The organism is Achromobacter sp. RT286_PF, assembly GCF_059760425.1.
In genome coordinates this window covers 1-638 of the sequence record NZ_JCBAMR010000086.1, presented here as the reverse complement: position 1 = coordinate 638, position 638 = coordinate 1, and the positions used below count along the sequence as shown (strand labels likewise).

Sequence of the window (638 nt, the reverse complement as noted above, 5' to 3'; positions counted from 1 at the left end):
TCCCATCCCGAACAGGACAGTGAAACGCCTTCGCGCCGATGATAGTGGACGGACGTCTGTGAAAGTAGGTCATCGTCAGGCTTTTATTGCGCAAAACCCCACAGGTAATCCTGTGGGGTTTTGTTTTCTATATAAGTGAGAAGCTATACTTCTCGCCGCTGTAAGATGAAGAGATTCAGAAATCAGCAGCGTGCAAGACGGTGCAAAATAGGCAAGAGCCAGTTGCATAACTTGTAGAAAAGATGTTATAGTGGCGGGCTTGGCTGCTGCCGAAAGTTCAGGGTAACTGCCCCGATATTTCGACAGCTGCTAAAAGAGAGGAGCTGGCGGAAACGCCGGTGAGAGGCCTGAAGGCTACGTAAGCCAGGCAGTGCAACAGATGGCCCGCTCCAAGCGAACAGATGTGACACTGGTTTGACAAGCGATAAAAAACCCTTCATAATCTCGTTTCTCTGCTGCTGAAAACAGCAAGCGACGCAAGGCGAAAGCCGCGCAGCGCTGGCAAGATCGTCAGGTAGCAGTAAGCAGTTTGTAGTACCGAATTTGCAGTGCCGCTCTTTAACAATTAAACAACCGATAAGTGTGGGCGCTTGATGCGATGCACTGTGATTTAAGTCTGGGGTTAAACCTTGGCTTGT

At 49.7% G+C, this 638-nt stretch carries 1 rRNA gene; it reads left to right on the top strand.

From position 1 onward, the window contains the following. Window positions 1-81: ribosomal RNA gene (gene rrf, locus AC6LJY_RS27960) — 5S ribosomal RNA — on the top strand; the annotation flags it as partial. Window positions 82-638 lie beyond the last annotated feature (557 nt).